Source organism: Vibrio nigripulchritudo ATCC 27043 (assembly GCF_000222685.1).
Classification (GTDB): Bacteria; Pseudomonadota; Gammaproteobacteria; order Enterobacterales; family Vibrionaceae; genus Vibrio; species Vibrio nigripulchritudo.
In genome coordinates, this window is sequence record NZ_AFWJ01000278.1 from 88,331 (window position 1) to 107,057 (window position 18,727).

At 46.4% G+C, this 18,727-nt stretch carries 15 protein-coding genes; 4 read left to right on the forward strand and 11 right to left on the reverse strand.

Features of this window, described 5'->3' with window-relative positions; all coding sequences use genetic code 11:
- Positions 1-32: 32 nt before the first annotated feature.
- Both RH89_RS20950 and yfbV read right to left on the reverse strand, forming a co-directional pair.
- Entirely contained in the window at positions 33-998 is a 966-nt protein-coding gene (locus RH89_RS20950; protein WP_004406168.1) for an ABC transporter substrate-binding protein, read from the reverse strand.
- 522 nt (positions 999-1,520) lie between these two features.
- On the reverse strand, positions 1,521-1,973 hold the full coding sequence (gene yfbV, locus RH89_RS20955) for a terminus macrodomain insulation protein YfbV (RefSeq protein ID WP_004406170.1): 453 nt from the start codon (positions 1,971-1,973) through the stop codon (positions 1,521-1,523).
- 345 nt (positions 1,974-2,318) lie between these two features.
- Between yfbV and RH89_RS20960 the strand changes: the two genes are divergently transcribed.
- Both RH89_RS20960 and pta read left to right on the forward strand, forming a co-directional pair.
- Positions 2,319-3,515 carry an acetate kinase gene (locus tag RH89_RS20960; RefSeq protein WP_004406172.1) on the forward strand — a complete coding sequence of 399 codons (1,197 nt, stop codon included), beginning with the start codon at positions 2,319-2,321 and terminating at the stop codon, positions 3,513-3,515.
- Positions 3,516-3,618: 103 nt separating this feature from the next.
- Positions 3,619-5,772 (forward strand): phosphate acetyltransferase, encoded by a 2,154-nt coding sequence (gene pta / locus RH89_RS20965; RefSeq protein WP_004406173.1) that lies wholly within the window; start codon positions 3,619-3,621, stop codon positions 5,770-5,772.
- Positions 5,773-5,824: 52 nt separating this feature from the next.
- Here pta and RH89_RS20970 read toward each other — a convergent pair whose 3' ends face one another.
- The 3 genes from RH89_RS20970 to RH89_RS20980 form a co-directional block, all read right to left on the reverse strand.
- The gene (locus RH89_RS20970) at positions 5,825-6,793 is read right to left on the reverse strand and encodes a DUF3137 domain-containing protein (protein ID WP_004406175.1); all 969 of its coding nucleotides are present in this window, start codon (positions 6,791-6,793) and stop codon (positions 5,825-5,827) included.
- An 8-nt stretch (positions 6,794-6,801) separates the two neighbouring features.
- The gene (locus RH89_RS20975; protein ID WP_004406177.1) at positions 6,802-7,365 is read right to left on the reverse strand and encodes a LemA family protein; all 564 of its coding nucleotides are present in this window, start codon (positions 7,363-7,365) and stop codon (positions 6,802-6,804) included.
- Positions 7,366-7,636: 271 nt separating this feature from the next.
- Complete coding sequence (locus RH89_RS20980; RefSeq protein WP_004406180.1) at positions 7,637-8,509, reverse strand: Tim44 domain-containing protein; 873 nt, start codon at positions 8,507-8,509, stop codon at positions 7,637-7,639.
- 341 nt (positions 8,510-8,850) lie between these two features.
- Between RH89_RS20980 and RH89_RS20985 the strand changes: the two genes are divergently transcribed.
- Together RH89_RS20985 and RH89_RS20990 are read left to right on the forward strand one after the other, a co-directional pair.
- A complete protein-coding gene (locus RH89_RS20985; RefSeq protein WP_004406182.1) occupies positions 8,851-9,447 on the forward strand; it encodes a TetR/AcrR family transcriptional regulator in 597 nt (198 codons plus the stop codon).
- 9 nt (positions 9,448-9,456) lie between these two features.
- Complete coding sequence (locus tag RH89_RS20990) at positions 9,457-11,331, forward strand: MFS transporter (protein WP_004406184.1); 1,875 nt, start codon at positions 9,457-9,459, stop codon at positions 11,329-11,331.
- A 63-nt stretch (positions 11,332-11,394) separates the two neighbouring features.
- On the opposite strand, the gene menE is transcribed toward RH89_RS20990, so the two are convergent.
- The 6 genes from menE to RH89_RS21020 all read right to left on the reverse strand — a co-directional run bounded on the left by menE (position 11,395) and on the right by RH89_RS21020 (position 18,497).
- A complete protein-coding gene (gene menE / locus RH89_RS20995) occupies positions 11,395-12,777 on the reverse strand; it encodes an o-succinylbenzoate--CoA ligase (protein ID WP_004406185.1) in 1,383 nt (460 codons plus the stop codon).
- Positions 12,771-13,757 carry an o-succinylbenzoate synthase gene (gene menC, locus RH89_RS21000; RefSeq protein WP_004406186.1) on the reverse strand — a complete coding sequence of 329 codons (987 nt, stop codon included), beginning with the start codon at positions 13,755-13,757 and terminating at the stop codon, positions 12,771-12,773. Before menC ends, menE begins: the two co-directional genes overlap by 7 nt.
- 75 nt (positions 13,758-13,832) lie before the next feature.
- Positions 13,833-14,699 carry a 1,4-dihydroxy-2-naphthoyl-CoA synthase gene (gene menB / locus RH89_RS21005; RefSeq protein WP_004406188.1) on the reverse strand — a complete coding sequence of 289 codons (867 nt, stop codon included), beginning with the start codon at positions 14,697-14,699 and terminating at the stop codon, positions 13,833-13,835.
- Between the two features lie 15 nt (positions 14,700-14,714).
- A complete protein-coding gene (gene menH / locus RH89_RS21010; protein ID WP_004406189.1) occupies positions 14,715-15,512 on the reverse strand; it encodes a 2-succinyl-6-hydroxy-2,4-cyclohexadiene-1-carboxylate synthase in 798 nt (265 codons plus the stop codon).
- Complete coding sequence (gene menD, locus RH89_RS21015; protein WP_004406190.1) at positions 15,499-17,211, reverse strand: 2-succinyl-5-enolpyruvyl-6-hydroxy-3-cyclohexene-1-carboxylic-acid synthase; 1,713 nt, start codon at positions 17,209-17,211, stop codon at positions 15,499-15,501. Before menD ends, menH begins: the two co-directional genes overlap by 14 nt.
- On the reverse strand, positions 17,208-18,497 hold the full coding sequence (locus tag RH89_RS21020; protein WP_004406191.1) for an isochorismate synthase: 1,290 nt from the start codon (positions 18,495-18,497) through the stop codon (positions 17,208-17,210). The genes menD and RH89_RS21020 overlap by 4 nt, the downstream gene beginning before the upstream one ends.
- Positions 18,498-18,727: the final 230 nt, after the last annotated feature.

Sequence of the window (18,727 nt, forward strand, 5' to 3'; positions counted from 1 at the left end):
CGAATAGCAGGCGCTATTCGGGCTAATAGTTATTATTTTACGCTTGTTGCACGATCCAGAATGGATTGAGGAATGGTGATACCAATTTTTTCAGCCGCTGATTTGTTCACCACTAAGTCAGAACCTTTTGCGACTTTTACATCCAAGCTACCAGGATCAGCGCCTTCTAGAATTGCTGCAACGTAATCTGCTGTCTGAACACCCACCTGATAGTAATCAAAACCAAGGCTCGCCACCGCGCCTTTTTCAACGTAAGACGTTGCACCACCTAAAACTGGAGTTTTCGCCTGATTCGCCGCCACAATCATACCTTCGATGGCACTTGCGACTGTGTTATCAGTTGGTGCGTAAATAACGTCGGATTTTGCTGAAATAGCCTGAGTCGCCGACTGAACATCAGCACTTTTCAGCGCTGTCGCTTCAACAACTTTGAACCCTTTAGATTCTGCTGCTTCTTTTAGCAGTTCAACCAAAGTCACAGCATTCGCTTCACCTGGGTTGTACACCACGCCGATAGATTTAGCATTGGGAAGAATTTCTTTAATAAGGTCAACATGCTGTGCAACCGGAGACAGATCAGACAAACCCGTTACGTTTTTGCCCGGCTTTTCGTGTTGGCTAACCAGTTTTGCCCCTACCGGGTCCGTTACCGCTGTAAACACAACAGGAATTGAACGTGTAGAAGATACCAGAGCCTGTGCAGTAGGCGTTGCGATACCTACGAGCACGTCAGGGTTTTCACCTACGAACTGACGCGCAATTTGTACAGCGATAGCAGGGTTACCCTGAGCGGTACGGTATTCAAAATCTAAGTTTTTGCCTTCTTCATACCCTTTCTCTTTCAGACCGTCGAGCAGACCTTGGCGGGTAGCATCCAATGCTGGGTGCTCAACGATTTGAGACACTGCCACTTTTGCAGTTTTTGCAATAACACCTGTGGAGGAAAGTAACGCTGTTCCTGCAATGCACGCAGCAACAATGATTTGACTTGCTTTCATCTTGACTCCTTGATTCAGCAGTAAAGTAGTTGTGATGTTGTGACCACCCACTCCGGGTGGAAAGCTGTTTGATTCCAGTAAGCTAAGTGGCTGAAATTCTCTAAAAACTAGAAGAAAAACTTTTCAGTCGCTCGCGCTTAAGTTTAGGAAACTTGAAATAAACAGCTACTATTTTTTATTTATTTGTTTTGTACGCGCTTATTTACGCATATGTACACATTTTTACCAGCAAGACCGGACAAATGGAAGCAAGTATTAACAACGAAGTAACAAAATGTAGATCTAAGGTTATTTAGCACACAAAACCACCGCTTTTTGTTCTAACAACTTTATCTTCTCGTTAATCCCGAGCAAGTCGGATGATGATTTTATGCACAAAACTAGCTTTGGCAATTTTTCGTTAAGGGTTGACTTTCATATAAAAGCAAATCTTGGGAGGGATGATGAATGGCACAATGAATTTACTAGGCAGTAAAAAAGGAGGCAAATGCCTCCTTTCATGTATCTCTGTGGTTTTCGCTGTTAGAACCAACGTTCCAGTGCAGATTTGTCGAGCTGTCTGAAAGCACGATTTAATGTAACCGCCAGTTCTTTGTATCTCGGTTTGCTTTTGATGGGCTCCAAAGCACCACCAGCTTCTATGATCTTTTGATGGATTTCTCGATACCAAGAGGCAAGAGCAGGAGGAAGTTGAGTATTGGAGCGATTTCCCAACCACCACATTCCCTGAAGCGGAAGGCTTATGGCAAACAGCGCCATTACGATTGCCTGTGGCATCGCCTGCTGGTTCTGAAACACCATTTGCATCAGCACGCTGATCGCAGCTACAGCTGGCATCACTTTAATACCAAACTTCGTCGCTTTGATGATGCGTTGTTCTGGAAAAAGAGGGGTCAGCTCTTTTCTCATAGGCCAAATATCCATGTATTTTTGACCATCTTTCAAACTATGGATAAGCCCGACTTTATTATTCATACCGACCTCTCACTAAAATAAAATGACAACCTTTAAAAAAAAGCTGCAAAAAAATTGATTCTAGTTAAAATGCACTCAAATTTTTTTGTTATCTTGGGTCATTATCGCTATCCTTAGCAAACCCTCAATCTCATTGTTGCTGTTATTTACAATTTAGGCAACCGTGAGTGTTATTTTGCAAGGATGCGTATTTCGTATTGATACTGAATCAATACGCTCAACGATACGGAATTTCAAGTATTTTTTGACCAAGCGTAATTGGCTTTTAACGAAAGGCGATTACGCTTGCGATTGATTTTCATCCTTAACTGATTCTTTTATCAGACGAATAACAGGTAGTCACTCATGTCTAAGCTAGTTTTAGTTTTAAACTGCGGTAGTTCTTCACTTAAGTTCGCCATTGTTGATGCAGCAAATGGCGACGAGCACCTAACCGGTCTTGCAGAATGTCTTCATCTTCCAGAAGCACGTATCAAGTGGAAACTTGATGGCAAGCACGAAGCACAACTAGGTGATGGAGCTGCACACGATGAAGCACTTTCTTTCATCGTTGAAACTATTCTTGCTTCTAAGCCTGAGCTTGCTGAGCAACTGAAAGCTATCGGTCACCGTGTTGTACACGGCGGCGAGAAGTTCACTCAGTCTGCATTGATTGACGAAGCTGTACTTAAAGGTATCGAAGACTGTGCAACTCTGGCACCTCTTCACAACCCTGCTGCAATCATCGGTATTAAAGCGGCTCAGAAAGCTTTCCCAAGCCTGCCAATGTCTGCAGTTTTCGACACAGCTTTCCACCAGACTATGCCTGAAGAAGCGTACCTGTACGCGCTTCCTTACAACCTGTACAAAGAGCACGGTGTTCGTCGCTACGGCATGCACGGTACTTCTCACCTGTTTATCGCTCGTGAAGCGGCAGAGCGTCTTGGCAAACCAGCAAATGAACTGAACATCATTAACTGCCACCTGGGCAACGGTGCTTCTGTTTGTGCAATCAAGAACGGTCAATCTGTAGACACTTCTATGGGTCTGACTCCTCTTGAAGGTCTGGTTATGGGTACACGCTGTGGTGACATCGATCCTGCGATCATCTTCCACCTACACGACGCACTTGGTTACTCTGTAGAACAAATCAACACTATGCTAACCAAAGAATCTGGTCTGCAAGGTCTGACTGAAGTGACTTCTGACTGTCGTTTCGTTGAAGACAACTACGGTGAGAAAGAAGAAGCAACTCGTGCAATGGACGTGTTCTGCCACCGTTTGGCTAAATACGTTGCAGGTTACACAGCAACACTAGAAGGTCGTCTGGACGCTATCGTATTCACAGGTGGTATCGGTGAAAACTCTGGTCCAATTCGTGAGATGGTTCTTAACCGTCTGGGTGTATTCGGTATCGAAGTTGATGGCGAAGCGAACCTGAAAGCGCGTTTCGGTGGTGAAGGTACTATCACTACTGCTGACAGCCGCATCCCAGCGATGGTTATCTCTACAAACGAAGAGCTTGTAATCGCTGAAGACACTGCTCGTCTGGCAGGTCTATAATAAACTGACTTTACTGGGTGACGCATATTGCATGCGTTAACCCAGTTCTTATTTTCAGCTCTGCCAAAACAGAGCATTACCTGATAGTGATAGGAACTCCCCTATGTCCCGTACTATTATGCTTATCCCAACTAGCGCCGGTGTTGGTCTTACCAGTGTTAGCATGGGCGTTCTTCGCGCAATGGAGCGCAAGGGCGTTAAAGTTTCTTTCTACAAACCTATTGCCCAGCCTCGTAGCGGCGGTGATCAACCCGATCTAACGTCTACCATCGTATCTTTCAACAGCGACATGAAAATTGGCCGACCAACGCCAATGACAGAAGCTGAAGCACTGATCGGTGCTGAGAAGATGGATGAGCTGCTGGAAACTGTGGTCGAGCGTTACAATCAAATCAATAAAGATTCAGACGTGACCCTGATTGAAGGTTTGGTTCCTACTCGCAAACATCCATTCGCCAACCAGGTAAACGCAGAAATCGCGAAAACGCTGGGTGCAGAAATCGTGTTTGTTGCGACTCCGGGCACAGACAACCCTACTCAGCTAAAAGAGCGTATTGAAGTTGCCTGTTCTAACTTCGGTGGCACCAAAAACAAGAGTATTTCCGGCGTTATCATCAACAAGCTAAACGCACCCGTTGATGATGCAGGTCGTACCCGCCCTGACTTATCTGAAATCTTCGATGATGCAGACAGTGCTCAGCAGGCAAACCTTGAAGTAATGCAAATCTTCAACTCTAGCCCAATCCGTGTTCTGGGTTGCGTGCCTTGGAGCATTGACCTGATTGCAACTCGTGCTATCGACATGGCGAAACACCTGAAAGCGGAAATCGTGAATGAAGGTGACATCGCAACTCGTCGTATCAAGAGCATCACGTTCTGTGCGCGTTCTCTGCCACACATGATTGAGCACTTCCGTCCGGGTTCTCTGCTGGTGACTTCCGCAGACCGTCCTGACGTTATTGTTGCCGCAGCACTTGCAGCCATGAACGGCGTGGAAATCGGTGCAATCCTGCTAACAGGCGGTTACGACATTCCTGACGAGATTCTGGACTTGTGTAAGCCAGCATTCGACACTGGTCTTCCTATCTTCAAAGCGCAAGGTAATACTTGGCAGACGTCTCTGAACCTGCAAAGTTTCAGCCTTGAAGTACCAGCAGACGACCGCGAGCGTATTGAGTTTGTTAACGATCACGTTGCAAGTCATATCGACGGTCCTTGGATCGACACACTAACTGAAGGTTCTGCAGCGGTACGTCGCCTGAGCCCACCAGCGTTCCGTTACCAGCTAACAGAGTTTGCTCGTCGCGCAGCGAAGCGCATCGTGCTTCCTGAAGGTGATGAGCCACGTACAGTTAAAGCGGCATCTATCTGTGCTGAGCGCGGCATTGCAGAATGTGTCCTTCTTGGTAACCCAGAAGAGATCAAGCGTGTTGCTGAGCAGCAGGGTGTCACTCTTGGCACTGGCGTTGAAATCATCGACCCACAATCCGTCCGAGAGAAATACGTAGAGCGTCTGGTTGAGCTTCGTAAGAACAAAGGCATGACAGAAGTTGTGGCTCGCGAGCAACTCGAAGACACCGTAGTACTGGGTACTATGATGCTTGAGCGCGCAGAAGTTGATGGACTGGTATCAGGTGCTGTTCACACAACAGCAAACACGATTCGTCCACCACTACAGTTGATCAAGACGGCACCAAGTGCGTCTCTGGTTTCATCTGTGTTCTTCATGCTTCTGCCAGATCAGGTACTGGTATACGGTGACTGTGCGATCAACCCTGATCCAAATGCAGAGCAACTGGCTGAAATTGCGATTCAGTCTGCTGATTCTGCTGCCGCATTTGGTATCGACCCTCGCGTAGCAATGATCTCTTATTCTACCGGCACATCCGGTCAGGGTGCTGATGTAGAAAAAGTGCGTGAAGCAACTAAGATTGCTCAGGAAAAACGTCCTGATCTGGTTATCGATGGTCCGCTTCAGTACGATGCGGCCATCATGGAGAATGTTGCAGCTTCTAAAGCGCCAAACTCTCCAGTTGCTGGTAAAGCGACAGTATTCGTATTCCCTGACCTAAACACAGGTAACACGACATACAAAGCTGTTCAGCGTTCAGCTGACCTTGTTTCAATCGGTCCTATGCTTCAGGGCATGCGCAAGCCGGTTAATGACCTATCTCGTGGCGCACTGGTTGACGACATTGTTTACACAGTGGCACTTACTGCAATTCAGGCGAAACAAGCGGAAGACGCAGGCGCGTAATTCTGTTCGCAAGCATAAAAAAACCCGCCATCTGGCGGGTTTTGTTTTTGTGTTACTGTTTGGTCCAGATCCGAGTATTCAAATCTAAATCCTCGACAACACCGATAAAGAAATCCAGATCTCTGAATATTTCTTCCACCATACCAAACTCGACTGCTGACTTATTCAGTTTCGGCTCAAAAAAGTCTTTTCTGTTTGGAATTGCGATGTAAATATTACCGCCAACAAAAGACAGGCTTATTCCAACATTGCCGGCACTTTTTCGAAATTCCACCAGCCTCTGCATCAGCGCAGGGCTCAGCAGATAGCGCGCTTCAACCTGATCGTCACTGTACACTTCAAAATATTGTTCGAAGTCCACATCTTCAAGTGCGACTCTGTCTCCGATTCCACCAAATTTATCCGTCAGGGTTTTGCTAATTGACGAAAAGAAGCCCTGACTGTCAGCAAGAACGTAAGTCTTGCTATTAAAATGTTTATTCGCATCTGCGATAAAGAAGATGCCTTTAAAAATGGTGTGCCAATTGGTCGTCGTTCGACCTTTGGAGTCACGCGACGTGGTTTTGTACTCCGTATGAAGCTCGGAGAACTCAATTGCCGTCTTGCCGATTTTTCCCGAAATATGGTCTTCACCGCTGTATCTGTCATAGCTCCTGCGGTAAAGCCCACTGGTTTTGTATTTTGTGGAATCGACATGACCATTGGGTCGACAAGTCAGTGAAGGGTCTATAAATTCAAGTAACGCGGTGACAACTTCATTTTTGTAGGCTTTTCGGTAAACACTCCACTTAGCATTAAAGAAAGCCGCTAAGATCAGCCCCCCAATGAAAATTGGGAACATTACGACTTCAATTTCCTGATTGGTTGCTAAAACCCAGAAAAAGGACGCTGCAATCAATATAGCCCCAAGAACAAGACATATGTTCTTTCGCTTCACTGCTTCCAGGCGCGTTTGCTCCAGTGGCTCTAATTTTGGCTTTAACTCATTTTCAAACAGAGTCTGTAATTCAGTTGCGTTCATTTGCTTCCCTATGAATTGCCAAACAGACTACCAACATTTGGGTTGGCTTTTTCCGCTTCAGGGATTTCAAACAATGTTCGCGTTGTCAGCCCCATAAAGTTGGCAAAGATGTTAGAAGGAAACATTTCAACAGCATTATTCAGATTGGTTACAGCTGCATTGAAGGAACGACGAGCGGCAGAAATCTGCTCTTCTACTTCATTTAACGTGCGTTGCAGGTGGGAAAAGTTTTCGCTGGCTTTTAGCTCTGGGTAAGCTTCTACCGTCACATTGAACTGAGACAAAGCCTGATTCATTCGCTTATCCAGCTCTACCTTATCTTCACTGCTTAGATTGCCACTCATGGCTTTCGAACGGATGTCGGTCAGTTCTGTCAATACCGAGGACTCATGCTTAGTGTACGCTTTAACAGACTCGACTAGGTTTGGAATCAGGTCAAAACGCTTTTTCAGCATCACATCAATGCTGGATTCGGCATTCTCAACCTGATTCTTTTTTGCAATCAGCCCGTTGTAGGTCATGATGCAGAACAAGAGAAATACGACAACTAGCCCAATAATTACCCAATCCACTGGCAACTCCTTGAATTAAAATAAAGAAACCAGAAGACGCTAACAAATCTCAGGAAATAATGAAATCATTGCATATGGATCTTGCGATTTACGTTTAACGAATTCCATATCAAATGTAGCTATTGATATTTTTGGCAATTTTTTGCTCGAATCAGAACTTAAAATGAGCCTAGATGTTCTGGTAAAAGCGGGGGACCTGTTTTCCTTGGGGCAAAAAGAAACCCCTTCCTCATAGAGAAAGGGGCTTACCTATAGGGTGACTAAATTGAGCTTAAGCTTGGATACCGACGATTAACCATGGCGCATTTGGTTGAGTCAGATCGCGCTCTAGATGCCATACGTCAGTGATGTCTTCTTCTACACCTTCAACTGAGTCGCGGTAACGACCACTGAACTGAAGGCTAAGTTGTGCACTGGATGAGTCGTAATCCGCGCGTACAATTTCCGCATCGACGTACATGACTTCAGTATGCTGCTCGCCTTCAAGCTTGGCACGTTCTTCAGACAAATCTTCAAAAAGACCCGGAGAAACGTACTCGCGGATTGTCTCAAGCTGGTTATGGTTCCATGCGCCCTGAAGCGTGCGGTAGTGCTCACGGGAGCCGTTGATAAATGCAGCCTGATCAAAGCCCGGTGGGTAATTATGCGGAACATCGCTAGTACCTGTCGCGCCAAAACCACCAGATAAAGGCTGGCTCTGTTCGAAGTTATGACCGTTTGGCTGCTGTTGAGGCTCAAACGTGTTGCGATTCATTCCTGTGTAAGCAGGTTGCTGCTGATTCATGCTGCCCTGTTTAGCGGCAAGCATGCCTTTCATCAATTTGAAAATAACAAACGCAATCAGACCGATAATCAGAATATCCATGAACTGGATACCTTCAAATGCACCGCCAAAGAATGCAGCAAGAAGTCCACCAGCAAGCAGACCACCCAGTAAACCGCCCATCAGCCCTTTCTTGCCGCTGGTTTGTTTACCCTGGTCTTTACCGATCGTATTGGTATTTTGTTGTTGCTGTTTTGGAGCAGGCGCAGTTTTGTGGCTCTTACCAAATGACTTACCACCACCGAACTTTTTCGCTTCCGCGATTGGGGCAGTGGTAACTGAAATCATCAACAAGGCGACAAACGCAAATAATCGTTTCATCGTTATTTTTCTCTTAATTCTGGTATTAACATTACGTAGCTATGGGCATGTAAAGCCGATATCAAGTCCCATAACGACTTTTAGAATCATAGCCCCTCGTTGTTAACATTTAAATACGTGCAACAAAAATCTGTGTTTCAGAATATTGCCATACTAAAAAAGAGTGATATCTTGGTTCCAAATAAATTAAAATATTTGTTTAACAGTAAACTAACCTGTACAGCTCTAAATTCAGTAAATTGGGCTCGTAGGCATGTTTATCACCTTGACCCTTATATAAGCGACACATAAAATAATGAACATTGTTCATTTTTAACTACCCAACAAAACATCACCCCATCATGGCCAGACGTAACGATCATACTCGCGAAGAACTGATTGCACTGACTCTAGAGAAAGTTAAATCGTTTCTTGAAGAAAAACCCCATCACGAGCTTAGCCTCAGAAAGATAGCCAATATGATTGGTTACGTCCCAAGTACACTTGTTAATGTGTTTGGCAACTACAACCTGCTCCTGCTTAAAGCGGTCGCCCAAACGCTGGACGAACTGTCTCTGCAAGCAGAAAAAGCGGTAGAGGACGCGCAGCACCCTATAGACGCGTTACACAAACTCGCGTATTGCTATCACGATTTTGCGCTGGCTCACCCACATCGCTGGCAACTGATTTTCCAGCACACCATGAATGGTGAAGAGCTGCCGACCTGGCAAGCAGAGCGAATCGACAAAATGACGGGAATGCTTGAAGGCTTGATTGAGATGATTACACCTGAAGGCGCAGATCGTAACGTTGTTGAAGCAAGCCGAGTGTTGTGGGCAGGCGTACATGGCATTACATTGCTCAGTGTTGATGATAAGTTCTTTTCAGCTTCTCCAGTCGATGGCAAAATCTTGATCGATAATCTACTTTCCAACTATTTGGCTAACTGGCAAGCATAAGGATTTTGAATGCCTAATCAGCACCCGTCTCTCATGAGACAGAAGCGCTTCCTCCCGTACTTTATTACTCAGTTTTTTGGCGCATTCAACGACAACATTTTTAAAAATGTTCTGTTGTTGTTTGTTGCGTTTGCCGGAGCCGAAGCCCTTCCTATTTCCAGCAATCTGTTCATCAACCTGGCGGCTGGTCTGTTTATTCTTCCGTTTTTCCTTTTCTCTGCATCCGCTGGGGTGTTGGCAGACAAATACGAGAAAAGTGCTTACATCCGAAAAGTAAAACTGGCTGAAATTGGCATCATGACTTTGGGGGCAATTGGGTTTGTCACTCAAAGCTATTTGATTTTGCTGATTCTGCTGTTTCTAATGGGAACACAGTCGGCTTTCTTTGGACCTGTAAAATACGCACTTCTGCCACAACACCTAAAACGTGACGAACTGGTTTCGGGTAACGCATTGGTAGAGACGGGCACATTTTTGGCGATTCTGCTGGGTACATTAGGTGCAGGGGTAATCGCATCTGCTGACAATTCCACTATCGTGGCCGCCATTTGTGTGGTCAGTTTCGCCTTATGTGGTTACGTAGCCAGCCGTTCTATCCCAGAAGCGGCACCAACGGCGCCAGAAGTCGAATTTAAGTGGCGACCGATTTCCCAAACAAAGCACACCTTAGCCATTGCCAAACGCGACCGAGTGGTCTTTCAGGCAATAATGGCAATCAGTTGGTTCTGGTTCCTTGGCGCAAGTTATCTTACTCAGTTCCCGAACTACACCAAATTACACCTGAACGGCAACGAAAGCGCAGTTTCCTTCCTTCTGGCATTGTTCTCTGTCGGCATTGCTATCGGTTCTATGGCGTGTGACCGCATTTCCAAGCACAAGCTGGAACCCGGCATTGTTCCTGTCGGTAGCCTTGGGATCAGTGTCTTTGGCATTATGATGGCAGGCTTCACTCCAGACTCACTACCTGAGTTTGCCGACTTCACCAGTTTCCTGACCTACCCTGCTCTCTGGCCAGTATTTTTCAGTTTGCTAATGTTGGGGGCGTCCGGTGGTTTGTTCATCGTTCCGCTTTACACACTGATGCAAACTCAGGCGCGCGAAGATGAACGTGCACAGATCATTGCAGCGAATAACATCTATAACTCAATCTACATGGTAGGTAGTGCGGTTCTTGGTATTGTTTGTTTGAGTGTGCTGGAACTTTCCATTCCGACGCTTTTCCTGCTTCTGGCGATTGTGAACATTTTTGTTGCGATTTACGTGTACTGGCAAGCGCCTATGTTCTTCTCTCGCATCGTACTGTGGATGTTTACCCACACCATGTACCGAGTGAAACATAAGAACTTAGATAACATTCCTAAGGAAGGCGGCGCACTGATTGTTTGTAACCATGTGAGCTACATGGATGCGTTATTGATGATTGGTGCCTGTAAGCGTCAGATTCGCTTCGTGATGGAAGAAGAGTACGCGCACTTTAAACCGATTAAAACACTGCTCGAAAATGGGGGCGTGATTGCGATTGATGGCACCAATAGCCGTTCAGTTCGTCAGGCGTTCACGCAAGTCAAAGAAGCACTCTCTAAGGGAGAAGTGGTCTGTATATTCCCAGAAGGTCGCTTAACAAACGATGGTGACATGAACCCGTTTATGCGTGGGATGGATCTGATTTTACGCCGCTCCCCCGTTCCTGTTATTCCAATGGCATTAAAAGGATTGTGGGGAAGTTACTTCAGCCGTTCCAAAGACGGGCGAGCCTGTCACGGTTTCCCCAGACGTTTCTGGTCAAGAATTGAAATTGAGGCAGGTAATCCTGTCCAGCCAGACAATGCTTCAACCGAATACATGTTTGAACAAGTTTCCACACTGCGCGGCGACTGGAAGTAAGCATTTATCTAAACACCCTGAATTCGAGATAATTAGCAAAAGGAGCGAATCATTCGCTCCTTTTCATTTTTCTCTTTCCAAACGCAGCCAGTCTTTCAGCCACTTTCTTGAAATCTTAATTCCACCCTGCTCTTTTGCTTCACTGGGCATCAGATGGTATTCAATAGGGCACTTAAACTTTTCCAGACGGTTAGCTAGCTGGGCATCATAGTGTGACTTGTTTGCCAAGACTTGAGTTTCCAGAACCGCGATAGGTCGCTGCCCGTAAGTATCATCATCCAAAGGTATTACGATTGCATTGAAGATGCTGTCGAGACTCATCAATGCTGATTCAATCTCTTCACATGAGATATTCTCGCCCCCCGAGATAAAACGATTATCGGATCTGCCCAATACAACGAGTTCACCTTCATGCCATTGTCCTAAATCACCTGTAGCGTACCAACCATCCTCTAATTCCAGTGGAATCACAGAGCCATTTTGGTAGTAGCCTTGCGCTAAGGTTTCACCTTTTATCCAGACCTCATCATCAGATAATTTCAGCTCACGGTTTGGAAGCACCGTTCCCGCACTGTGAAATCCTTTAGCCCACTTTGCTGTCACCGTAGACGCCGCCTCTGTCAGCCCATATCCCATCCAGACTTCAACTCCTGCCCGATTCGCTGCGGAAATAAGCTCAGAGGGAATATCGCTGCCTCCTAATAACACCCGTTTCAGTTCGGTCTTCTCACCGCTGTCTAACAGAGTTTTCAATTGAGTCGACACCAGAGAGGCGTGAGTCACCGCTTTCAAATCCTGTATTAGCCCTTGGGTAGAAGGCATCACCAGTGTCGAGCCAGTAGCAAGCCAGCGCCAGATGATGGCGAGACCGGATACATGGTACAGTGGCAAGCTCAGTAGCCAAGAATCTCCTTTGGAAAACTCAAACTCTTCCAAAAGCCCTTTTGCAGAAGCCAGGTGGTGAAGAGCTTGATGCGCTACTGCTTTAGGATCACCTGTGGTGCCTGAGGTGAAAATGAGGCTCGATATCAAGGTTTCATCAAATAAGGTCTCATCGAATGAGGAGACGGGTTTAGGTGGTGAGGTAACTGATAGCACCAAACTTGGAAATGAGTGTGTCTGAGGTTCCTGATTTTGCCAGTACACCAAGCTCGGTGCGATGGTATTCAGTTTCTTATTGATGACTTTTGTAGGACCAGGTGCGATAGGGGCAAAAATCGCACCCATATCTGCGCAGGCTAGGGTCAACTCCAACAACGTTATTGAGTTTTTTCCTACACATGCGACCACACTTTGCTTCGAAATACCCTGCCCTTCGAGCAACGCACGCATAGATTCCACTCTGACTTTCAGATCCGCCCAGCTAATGGTTTTATCTTCGAAAACAAGCGCAATGTCATTCGGAGAACGTTCTGCCCAGTAGCGAAGCGGAAATCGGTCTAGCACTGAAACACAAGCTCCTGCGATTCAAGAGACTCGATCGGTAACGGTGAACCCGGCCATGGTACTTCCAGTTGAGAAGCAAACATACTCAGGGTATCTAATCCGGGGACACTTTTGGGAGTGAGCCAGTGCGCTAAGCGAGCAAGTTGATTCAGTCCTAAGCTGGATTCTAAAGAAGAACTGATCACGCTGGTAATGCCCAGTTTTTCCGCCTGCTTAACCAACGCGGCGCAGCGTTCTATTGAACCTATCAGGCTGGGTTTGATAACCAGACTTTTCACGCCCGTCAGTTCCGACAGCACAAAACCTTCTTGTTTTACTGCGTGCTGCAATGTCTCATCCCAGGCAATGGCAATCCCAGTATCAATCGCAAAGGCGAGGCTTTCTCCCGGTTGCTTGCACGGTTCTTCTAAAAAAGCGATTCGCTGGCGGTAAGAAGGGTTAATGTGGCTGGCAAATTTTCTAGCTTCATCGGGCGACCATGCGCGATTCGCGTCTAATCGAAGGGACAGATCCGGAATGGATTCCAAAAACAGGTTGACCAGCATGCCATCACGAATGGGTTCATAAAGCCCTACTTTTATCTTCGCGACTTTCTCTCCGTTTAGCTGACTCAATACGGGAAGAAGATCGTCGGGATCCCCTGTACAAAGTGGCGCGACGGAGTAATTTCCATTTTCTGGTAAGCCACCCACCAGCTCCATTTGCGCAATCGACAGCCCAAACGACACCGATGGGTATAAGTTATCGAGATGTAATTCTTCTCCCGATGCCCATTTAGCGAGTTGTTCCTGAAGCTGTTCACCCGCATCTTCAAAGCTTTCTTTACTGAATCCGGGTAAAGGAGCAACCTCGCCAAACCCGGTGTTTTCCCCCTCTTTCAGTTCGATGATCCAACCATCGCGCTGAGGAAGTTTCTGATCTCGCAATATTACGCCGCTGTCCATCGCCAGCTGGTAGCGGTAAAGCTTTACGTTTCGCATATGTCCTGTCCTTTTGCCCGGCACACTTTCATCCATAAGGTCCACTGACCTGATACCGAGCTTATTTGCGTTTTCCTAGGGGTTGCGAGGAAATTTGTCGAAGTCTGGTCTGCGCTTTTCATTGAACGCATTTCGACCTTCCTGCCCTTCTTCTGTCATATAAAACATCATGGTCGCGTTTCCTGCTAACTCTTGCAGACCAGCCTGACCATCACAGTCCGCATTCAGTGCTGCCTTCAAACAGCGTAGTGCCATTGGGCTATGCTGCAAAGTTTCTCTGCACCAGCGCACCGTTTCGCGTTCTAGCTGTTCAACCGGAACAACCGTATTTACCAATCCCATATCCAACGCTTCCTGTGCATCGTAAAAACGACACAAGAACCAGATTTCTCGCGCTTTTTTCTGCCCAACGATTCGCGCCATGTAAGAAGCACCCCATCCGCCATCAAACGACCCGACTTTAGGTCCTGTCTGACCAAACTGCGCATTTTCCGCAGCGATGGTTAAGTCACACATCATGTGAAGAACATGACCACCACCAACCGCATAGCCAGCCACCGAGGCAATCACTGGTTTTGGGCAGGTACGAATCTGACGTTGGAAGTCTAGTACATTTAAATGATGTGTCCCTTCTTCATCACGATAACCGCCGTAGTCACCACGAATTTTCTGGTCGCCACCACTGCAAAAGGCATCTTCACCTAGCCCAGTCAATATGATCACACCAACATCACTGTCGTAGCGAGCGTCTGATAATGCATGAATCATTTCGTTAACCGTCTGAGGGCGAAATGCATTTCGAACCTGTGGTCGGGCGATGGTAATTTTCGCTATGCCTTCTTTGGATTTATGGTAATGAATATCCTGATAATCTGAGTTGGCACAGTGCCATTCCACAGGTGCGTAAAGCTCTTCTTCAGTGATACCGACAGTTCTTGCCATAATTTTCTCCAGAAGTTACGACTGATATTGATATTCAGCCATACATTGATTGACGATTCGGGCAAACGCAGCAGGCTGTTCCTGATGCACGTTGTGACCCGCACCTTTCACTTCGCTGAAGGGTAAACCGCTTGATTCAGCGAGCGTTTTAAACTTTTGATCTCTTTCCCCGCAGATATAATGAATCGAGGTTCGGTTTTGTAAACGAGCGAGCAGATAAGGCTGCTTTGACAGCGATGTCGCACGTAGCATTTGAGCTACCCCTTTAGCATCATTATCCCGTCGCTTAGCGATAAAATATTGTCTTTGCTCATGATTTAGCGAACTAAACACAGGCTGCCTGTACCAATCGAGTAAGACTTGTTCAATGATTTCCGATGAAAAACGATGCGACCAGTTTTTGTCGTTTACCCAGCGTTTTTTCCTGTCAGATTCACTTTGTAAACCAAAATGCCCTCCTTCCAGAATCACTTTTACAATATTTATCTTGCTCCAGATCGAATTTGCGACCCCATACATCGCAACTCTGGCACCCAGAGAATAGCCGACAAGAACAACAGGTCTGTTTTTGGAAATACGGGTTTCTAAAGTTTCCGCCACCTGATGGCAAACCGTAATGAAGTCTTTTGGTTCAACCTTCGAACTCTGCCCATGACCGGCCAAATCAATCGCCAGACAGTCTGCACCTTCGAGGTACTCTATAATCGGCTGCCAGTCGACGGCACTTCCAAGAAGCCCGTGCAGAAATACAATGACAGGGCTGTTCTGAGTATTAAGCTCTGAGTGATTCAACCAGGTGCTAGATAAGATCATGCACCACCTTATCGACAATAGGCTTGAGCTCCTGAGAGGTTTGCTCCGGCGGTGTGATCAGCTCGACTAACAGTGTGCCGTCACCTCGGTTCAAGTGACTCTGAATTTCCTGAATGCAGGTTTGTGTGCTTTCGGGCGCTGTGTAACTCAGCCCAAATTGCATAGCAGCATGTTTGAACAGAAACCCATGAGGCATTTGATAAAGTGCACGCTTCTTGTTAGCCGGAACGGGCAGGAAATCGAATATTGCACCACCATCATTGTTGGAAACAAAGATCACCGATGGCTGCGCTTCTTGATGAGTCCACAGCGCTAAAGAGTTGATGTCATGTAACAGCGAAGTGTCTCCTAGCATCACTAACGACTTCTTACCACTGGCAGCATGTATGCCTGCCGCCGTAGCAATCAATCCGTCAATGCCAGAGGCACCACGATTGGAATACACCTCTGTGTCTGGAAGTGAGGTGAGCATATCAACTAACCTGACAATCAGACTATTTCCTAAAAACAGATTGGTGCTTTCTGTTTGCTCCTCAAACAGGTCGATGGTCAGTCTGGTTTCAGAGCATAGTGCGTGTTCACTTCGTTGTATCAGCTCTGAAGTTTTCTGCGAGATATCCTTCAGGCTTTCCGCCCAGCCTCGAAATCGGACTTCCGCAAGGTGCAGTCTATCCAACATCTCTGAACACCATTGCGTTATATGAGTCCCAATACGGTTCTGTGCTCTCAACCCCGGATTCAGTCGTTGGTTGTACGGCTGCACCATCCAGTAGTCGCATGTTTCTGAGCGGTCATCTATCCACTTCAACAAGCGCTTGGACACCAACCGTCCACCGAACTGGAGGACAAAATCGCACCCGTGAAGAACTCTGGTGGCTTCTTCGTTTCTCAACCAGAGATCAAAATGAGCGTACTCGCTGCTCACTCCAGATTGAGGGTCGCAAAATATCGGCCAGCCGAGACGCTCACCGAGCTTTCTCGCATTCTGAGCTTCTTCTAACGACAGCGAACCCAGTATGACTACCCCTTTCTTAGTCGCAAAATCGTTGGGGTTGATGCTGTTCGCTACAACTTGACTGTGTTTAGTCGTAAATGGCTTCTTATGGGTAAACCATCCCCGAACACCATTGAAGTAGTGGGAGTCTGAAGATACGGGTTCACCACCGTACAAAGGTTCTGGATATGGGCAGTTGATATGGATGACACCACCCTGCTCTGCCTGTAGGTGCAAGCATTCATCCAGACTGGAGAGTAACCAGTTAGGAGAAATCCTGGTATTGGGGCTAGGAAGATTGAGTGCTTTTACAACGTGAGATGAGAATATCCCGATCTGCTCTATCGCCTGATTCGCTCCACAATCAATTAGCTCAACCGGGCGATCCGCCGTAAGCAACACCAGCTTTTCTCCGGTTAGATTCGCTTCACAGACTGCTGGAAGAAGGTTGGCAACCGCAGTCCCTGATGTCACGACGATAACAACGGGCTTTTGAGTAGATTTAGCGATGCCCAATGCATAAAAGCCCAGCCCGCGCTCATCAAAATGACAATGTAATTTCAAATTGGGGTGGTCGTCCGCTTCTAGCGTCAGTGGTGTAGAACGGGATCCCGGAGCGATACAGATATGTTCTGCGCCAAATCGGGTTAGCTCTTCTAAAATCAGCTTAGCCCACGTTCTGTTCAAACTGGCTTGTTCAATCATGATGCCACCTCCACTTCTGGTAGCTCTGTCAACAGGTCAAGTAATGTCGACATTTTCTTGTTTAGCTCCTGCCATTCTGCATTGGGGTCTGATCCCGGCACTATGCCTGCCCCGGCGTAAAATTTGATGCTTTTTTTATTGATAAGTGCGCTGCGAATAGACACGCAAAACTCGGAACGGTCCTGACTGATGTAGCCTATCGCTCCGCTATAGAGCCCGCGTTCAAACGACTCATTCTGCTGGATAAACTCCATCGCCTGATCTTTTGGTAGTCCGGCAATCGCCGCAGTCGGATGGAGCACATCAACCAAAGAACTTTCGGCTTTCTTCGGATTTAGGTATCCCACAATCTTACGTTTTAGGTGCTGCACTTTTGCCAGGCGGATCAAAGACGAAGCTTCACTTATTTCTAAAGACCTGCAGTAAGGGTGCAATCTCGACTCGATGTCTTCGACAACCAACTGGTTTTCGTAACGGTTTTTTTTGTCATTCCACAACCAGTGACCTTTTCCATAGTCATCTCGCGCGTCGCAACCACGCTCGATTGTGCCTGCCAAGGCTTCCGTTTCTAGCTCGTATCCATTTTGTCGGAACAAGCACTCCGGAGACGATCCGAAGAATAACGAATCTCTGTTTTTGGTGAAGGCGAAATGGTAGCTGTTTTGGTTAGATGTCTGACTCTCTCTTAACAAAGTAAATCCAGAAGCAGGCTCAGAGAGTAGGAACTCAGATTCTCGCGCCAACACCACTTTTTTCAGATCCGATTGTTCGAATGTTGATAACGCGAGATTTATGGAGTGGGTCCACTCTTTCAGATCTGGAATATGTCGAACAAATTTAACCTGAGTATTGTTGGGTGATGAGAAATGAGTCGGGCTTTTTAATTTCACGCGTTCCAGCGCGTTAATCGCCACCTCTTTACTCTGGTTCACATTGACACTCAACGTCCAATTTGAGCCTAGTCTTTGAATTTCAATATTAGGTAAGAAAACATCGGGGTGCTGGGCATCAAATGGCATGACCACCCAGAGATTTTGATTTGACTTGATGTACTTTTCGCCAATTTCAGGGGTGTCAAATGTCCTGGCAATACCTAGTGCAACAACTTCGCGGTTCTTGTCGCGTGATTGCCAATAGAGTTTGGTGGAATGTGGCTGCGCTTCCAGCCAGTCCAGAGGGGAAAACGAATTGTCTGGCTCAAATGGAATACTGATTCGCTCATCGACATCCACAACGGACTGAATTTGTTCAATTAACGCTTCGATTTTGGCTCTGAATGGCGACAAGGCAATCTCACTCTTCTGAAATCTGAGATCATCTTATCTATCTCGACTAGTCTATTTGTTGATATCAGACAAATCTGAGCCGATTTAGGGAGAAATTCGGGCTACACAAAAAATTAATGACAAGCCCTCACTCTCTCCTGTGGTCAGAATGTCAGAACAATATAAAAACCTGCGATTTCAAACAGATTTTTATTCTATTAACACCTTAAATAGTGTACTTTTAAAAATTA

What these genes read in the sequence shown, in the direction of transcription:
- RH89_RS20950 (WP_004406168.1), bottom strand. Translation starts at nt 998, where the DNA reads ATGAAAGCAAGTCAAATCATTGTTGCTGCGTGCATTGCAGGAACAGCG.
- yfbV (WP_004406170.1), bottom strand. Translation starts at nt 1,973, where the DNA reads ATGAATAATAAAGTCGGGCTTATCCATAGTTTGAAAGATGGTCAAAAA.
- RH89_RS20960 (WP_004406172.1), top strand. Translation starts at nt 2,319, where the DNA reads ATGTCTAAGCTAGTTTTAGTTTTAAACTGCGGTAGTTCTTCACTTAAG.
- pta (WP_004406173.1), top strand. Translation starts at nt 3,619, where the DNA reads ATGTCCCGTACTATTATGCTTATCCCAACTAGCGCCGGTGTTGGTCTT.
- RH89_RS20970 (WP_004406175.1), bottom strand. Translation starts at nt 6,793, where the DNA reads ATGAACGCAACTGAATTACAGACTCTGTTTGAAAATGAGTTAAAGCCA.
- RH89_RS20980 (WP_004406180.1), bottom strand. Translation starts at nt 8,509, where the DNA reads ATGAAACGATTATTTGCGTTTGTCGCCTTGTTGATGATTTCAGTTACC.
- RH89_RS20985 (WP_004406182.1), top strand. Translation starts at nt 8,851, where the DNA reads ATGGCCAGACGTAACGATCATACTCGCGAAGAACTGATTGCACTGACT.
- RH89_RS20990 (WP_004406184.1), top strand. Translation starts at nt 9,457, where the DNA reads ATGCCTAATCAGCACCCGTCTCTCATGAGACAGAAGCGCTTCCTCCCG.
- menC (WP_004406186.1), bottom strand. Translation starts at nt 13,757, where the DNA reads ATGCGAAACGTAAAGCTTTACCGCTACCAGCTGGCGATGGACAGCGGC.
- menB (WP_004406188.1), bottom strand. Translation starts at nt 14,699, where the DNA reads ATGGCAAGAACTGTCGGTATCACTGAAGAAGAGCTTTACGCACCTGTG.
- menH (WP_004406189.1), bottom strand. Translation starts at nt 15,512, where the DNA reads ATGATCTTATCTAGCACCTGGTTGAATCACTCAGAGCTTAATACTCAG.
- menD (WP_004406190.1), bottom strand. Translation starts at nt 17,211, where the DNA reads ATGATTGAACAAGCCAGTTTGAACAGAACGTGGGCTAAGCTGATTTTA.